This is a genomic window from Cellulosimicrobium cellulans, from assembly GCF_042723955.1.
GTDB classification, from domain to species: Bacteria; Actinomycetota; Actinomycetes; order Actinomycetales; family Cellulomonadaceae; genus Cellulosimicrobium; species Cellulosimicrobium cellulans_H.
The window spans coordinates 1-5,251 of sequence record NZ_JBHXIC010000152.1; the positions used below are offsets into that span (position 1 = coordinate 1).

Here is a 5,251-nt window from a genome sequence, read left to right on the forward strand (position 1 = left end):
GTTCCGCACGGGGAACCGGGCCCTTTCCATGCCCACAACCGGACGGTGTGCCGCACCGGCTGTTGACGCTCCGCCGCGAGCGTGCCTACACTTCCATCCAGCAGAAGAAAAGTTCCGCAGAATGGAATCGCAACGCAGCGAGACGCGGACGGACCCAGGGAGACGACGATGAGCCCCGCACCGACGTACACCGTCAACTGCTCGATCCTGCTCACGGACCTGCCGCTGCTCGAGCGGCCGGCCGCCGCGGCGGCCGCGGGCTTCCGCGGTGTCGAGTTCTGGTGGCCGTTCGCGTCGCCCACGCCGGCGCAGGACGAGGTGGACGCGTTCGTCGGTGCGATCGAGGCGGCGGACGTCCAGCTCACGGGCCTCAACTTCGACGCCGGCAACATGCCGGGCGGCGACCGCGGCCTCGTGTCGTGGCCCGCGCGCTCGGCCGACCTGCGGGCCAACCTCGACGTCGTCACCGCGATCGGTGAGCGCACCGGCTGCCGCGCGTTCAACGCTCTCTACGGCAACCGCCAGGAGGGCGAGACGCCCGAGGCGCAGGACGAGCTCGGCGCCGAGAACCTCGCGCTCGCGGCCCGCGCCGTCGGGCGCACCGGCGGGACGGTGCTCGTCGAGCCCGTGAGCGGGGCGCCGGCGTACCCGCTGAAGACCGCCGCCGACGCCGTGCGTGTCATCGACCGGGTCGCCGCCGACCACGGCGAGACGAACCTCGGCCTGCTGCTCGACGTCTACCACCTGGCCGTGAACGGCGACGACGTCGACGCGGCCCTGTCGACCTACCGCGGCCGCATCGCGCACGTGCAGATCGCGGACGCGCCGGGGCGCGGCGAGCCCGGCACGGGCGACCTGCCGATCGACCGCTGGACCAAGGACCTGCGCGCCGGCGGGTACGACGGCTGGATCGGCCTCGAGTACAAGACGGAGGCCGCCGACCCGTTCGCGTGGCTCCCGGCCGCCGAGCGCTGACCTCCGCGCTCGTCCACCGGCCGACACAGACCCCCGAACTGAACCACCCAGAGGAGCACACCATGGCCTCCATCGCCTTCATCGGACTCGGCATCATGGGCAGCCCCATGGCCGTCCACCTCCAGAACGCCGGCCACGACGTCGCGGGCTACAACCGCAGCCCCGAGAAGACCGCGCCGCTGGTCGAGGCCGGCGGCCGCGCGGCCGGGTCGGTCGCCGACGCCGTCTCCGGCGCCGACATCGTCGCGATCATGGTCCCCGACTCGCCCGACGTCGAGGCCGTCCTCACCGGCGACGACGGCGTCCTCGCGAACGCCAAGCCCGGGGCGCTCGTCATCGACTTCTCGTCGATCCGTCCCGACGTCACGGTCGCGCTCGCGCAGCAGGCGAAGGACGCGGGCCTGCGGATCGTCGACGCCCCCGTCTCGGGCGGCGAGCCGGGCGCGATCAACGCCGCGCTGTCGATCATGGTCGGCGGCACGCCCGAGGACTTCGAGGCGGCCAAGCCGTTCCTCGACGTCGTCGGCAAGACGGTCGTGCACGTGGGCCCGAACGGCTCCGGTCAGACCGTCAAGGCCGCCAACCAGCTCATCGTCGCCGCGAACATCCAGGCGCTGGCCGAGGCGATCGTGTTCCTCGAGGCCTACGGCGTCGACACCGACGCCGCGGTCCAGGTCCTCGGCGGCGGGCTCGCGGGCTCGGCCGTGCTGAACCAGAAGGCGCGCAAGATGCTCGACCGCGACTTCGGCCCCGGTTTCCGGATCGAGCTCCACCACAAGGACCTCGGCATCGTCACCGCCGCGGCCCGCGAGGCGGGCGTCGTCGCGCCGCTCGGCGGCCTCGTCGCCCAGCTCATGGCCTCCGCCCGCGCCAACGGCGACGGCGGCCTCGACCACTCCGGCCTGTTCCGCGGCGTCGAGCGCCTGTCCGGCCGCGACGGCTCCTGACCTTCCCCTGACGACGACGTCACCTCCAGCAAGGAGAGAAACCATGCCTCGTATGCGTGCGGTGGACGCCGCAGTGGCGATCCTCGAGATCGAGGGCGCGACCCAGGCGTTCGGCCTGCCCGGAGCCGCCATCAACCCCTTCTACTCCGCGATGCGTGCGCACGGCGGCATCGACCACGTGCTCGCCCGTCACGTCGAGGGCGCGTCGCACATGGCCGACGGCTACTCCCGCGCGAAGCCGGGGAACATCGGCATCTGCATCGGCACATCGGGCCCCGCGGGCACCGACATGATCACCGGCCTCTACGCCGCGTGGGCCGACTCGATCCCGATGCTCTGCATCACGGGCCAGGCGCCGGTCGCCAAGCTCGACAAGGAGGACTTCCAGGCCGTCGACATCGCGAGCATCGCCGCTCCGGTGACCAAGATGGCCAAGACCGTCCTCGAGGCCGGGCAGGTGCCACAGGTCTTCCAGCAGGCGTTCCACCTCATGCGCTCGGGCCGCCCGGGCCCGGTGCTCATCGACCTGCCGATCGACGTGCAGCTCGCGGAGATCGAGTTCGACCCGGCGACGTACCAGCCGCTGCCCGTGCACCGCCCGACGGCGACGCGCGCGCAGGCGGAGAAGGCGATCGACCTGCTGCTCGCTGCCGAGCGCCCCCTGCTGATCGCGGGCGGCGGCATCGTCAACGCGGGCGGCGAAGACCTGCTCGTCGAGCTCGCCGAGACGCTGGGCGTCCCGGTGATCCCGACGCTCATGGGCTGGGGCGTCATCCCGGACGACCACGCGCTCATGGCGGGCATGGCCGGGCTCCAGACGTCGCACCGCTACGGCAACGCGAACCTGCTCGCGTCCGACTTCGTGCTCGGGATCGGCAACCGCTGGGCCAACCGCCACACGGGCGGCCTCGACACGTACCGCGCGGGCCGCACGTTCGTCCACGTCGACATCGAGCCGACGCAGATCGGGCGCGTGTTCGCGCCCGACTACGGCATCGTCTCCGACGCGAAGGCCGCCCTCGAGCTGTTCGTCGAGGTCGCGCGCGAGCGCCGCGACGCAGGGCGGGCGCGCGACTACTCCGGCTGGGTCGCCGAGTGTGCCGAGCGCAAGCGCACGCTCCAGCGCAAGACGCACTTCACCGAGATCCCCATCAAGCCGCAGCGCGTGTACGAGGAGATGAACAAGGCGTTCGGCCCGGAGACGCGCTACGTCACGACGATCGGCCTCTCGCAGATCGCCGGCGCGCAGTTCCTGCACGTCTACCAGCCGCGGCACTGGATCAACGCGGGCCAGGCAGGGCCGCTCGGGTGGACCGGACCGGCTGCGCTCGGCGTCGCCAAGGCTGTGCCGGACGAGCCGGTCGTCGCGCTCTCGGGCGACTACGACTTCCAGTTCATGATCGAGGAGCTCGCGGTCGGCGCGCAGTTCAACCTGCCGTACGTGCACGTCGTCGTGAACAACTCCTACCTCGGCCTCATCCGCCAGTCGCAGCGCGCGTTCGACATGGACTACCACGTGCAGCTCTCGTTCGAGAACATCAACTCGCCCGAGGTGGGCGGCTACGGCGTCGACCACGTCAAGGTGGCCGAGGGCCTGGGCTGCAAGGCGATCCGCGTGACCGACCCCGACGAGCTCGGCGACGCCTTCGCCAAGGCGCAGGGCATGGCTGCCGAGTTCCGTGTGCCGGTCGTGGTCGAGGTCATCCTCGAGCGTGTGACGAACATCGCGATGGGCGTCGAGCTCACGGGCGTCAACGAGTTCGAGGACCTCGCGATCTCGGCCGACGACGCGCCGACCGCCGTCGCGCTGCTCGACTGAGCATGGCGCACCGTAGGGAGCAGACGACATGGAGGAGGTCGCGATGAGCGCGGGTGGGACGAGCGGCCGCGAGCACGAGTACGACCTCGTCGTGCGGGGCGAGCGCGTGCTCGTCGCCGGTGGCGAGCACCCGCGAGAGGTCGGCGTCGTCGGGGGAGTGGTCCGCGCGATCGAGCCCTTCGGCGCCGGGCTCGACGGCGCCCGGGTCGTCGAGCTGGAGCCGCACCAGGTGCTGGTGCCCGGGCTCGTGGACACGCACGTGCACGTCAACGAGCCCGGGCGCACCGAGTGGGAGGGGTTCGCGTCCGCGACGCGGGCCGCCGCCGCGGGCGGGGTGACGACGATCGTCGACATGCCGCTCAACTCGATCCCGCCGACGGTCGACGTCGAGGCGCTCGAGACCAAGCAGAAGGTCGCGCGCGACCAGGCGTTCGTCGACGTCGGGTTCTGGGGCGGCGCCGTGCCCGGCAACGCCGACGAGCTGCGGCCTCTGTGGGACGCGGGCGTGTTCGGGTTCAAGTGCTTCCTGCTGCACTCGGGCGTCGAGGAGTTCGGATACCTCGAGCCCGACGAGCTCGAGGCCGACCTGCGCGTCCTCGCCGACTTCGACGGGTTCATGCTCGTGCACGCCGAGGACTCGCGCGCCATCGAGCACGCCCCCACGCCGCACGGCGACCACTACGACACGTTCCTCGCGTCGCGCCCGCGCGGTGCGGAGAACGTCGCGATCGCCGCCGTGATCGAGGCCGCGCGGTGGACCGGCGCGCGCGCCCACGTGCTGCACCTGTCGAGCTCCGACGCGCTGCCCATGATCCGCAGCGCGAAGCGCGAGGGCGTGCGGCTCACGGTCGAGACGTGCCCCCACTACCTGGCGCTCGCGGCCGAGGAGATCCCCGACGGCGCGACGCAGTTCAAGTGCTGCCCGCCGATCCGGGAGATCGACAACCGCGAGCTGCTCTGGGAGGGGCTGATCGACGGGACGATCGACTGCATCGTCTCCGACCACTCGCCGAGCACGCCCGACCTCAAGGACCTCGACACGGGGGACTTCGGGACGGCGTGGGGCGGCGTCTCGTCGCTCCAGCTCGGCCTCGCGATCGTGTGGACCGAGGCGCGGACGCGGGGCGTGCCGTTCGCGCGCGTCGTCGAGTGGATGTCGTCGCGCCCCGCCGGCATCGCGGGACTGCGGCGCAAGGGCTCGATCGCGCTCGGCTTCGACGCCGACCTCGCGGTCGTCGAGCCGGACACGGCGTTCGTCGTCGACCCGAAGGCCCTGCACCACAAGAACCCCATCACGCCGTACGCCGACCGCCCGCTCTCGGGCGCCGTCGTCGCGACCTACCTGCGGGGCGAGGAGATCACGTTCGACCGCCCCACGGGTCGCCTCCTGGCACGCGGCGAGGCCTGAGGGGCCGCAGACTCCCGGGGGGGGGGGGCGGGGGGGGGGCGGGGGGGGGCCCCCCGCCCCCGGGGGGCGCGCCCCCGGCGGGGGGGGCCCGCGCGCGGGTCT

The 5,251-nt window shown here is 72.4% G+C and carries 4 protein-coding genes; all 4 read left to right on the plus strand.

Annotation, left to right across the window (positions count from 1 at the left end; genetic code table 11):
- Positions 1-168: 168 nt before the first annotated feature.
- Positions 169-975, plus strand: a complete 807-nt coding sequence (locus ACFWH7_RS20665; RefSeq protein WP_378219501.1) for a hydroxypyruvate isomerase family protein — start codon at positions 169-171, stop codon at positions 973-975.
- Between the two features lie 62 nt (positions 976-1,037).
- Positions 1,038-1,922: a 2-hydroxy-3-oxopropionate reductase gene (locus tag ACFWH7_RS20670; RefSeq protein ID WP_378219503.1), complete on the plus strand. Its 885-nt coding sequence runs from the start codon at positions 1,038-1,040 to the stop codon at positions 1,920-1,922.
- A 43-nt stretch (positions 1,923-1,965) separates the two neighbouring features.
- Positions 1,966-3,741, plus strand: a complete 1,776-nt coding sequence (gene gcl, locus ACFWH7_RS20675) for a glyoxylate carboligase (protein ID WP_378219505.1) — start codon at positions 1,966-1,968, stop codon at positions 3,739-3,741.
- A 28-nt stretch (positions 3,742-3,769) separates the two neighbouring features.
- On the plus strand, positions 3,770-5,149 hold the full coding sequence (gene allB / locus ACFWH7_RS20680) for an allantoinase AllB (RefSeq protein ID WP_378219507.1): 1,380 nt from the start codon (positions 3,770-3,772) through the stop codon (positions 5,147-5,149).
- Positions 5,150-5,251: the final 102 nt, after the last annotated feature.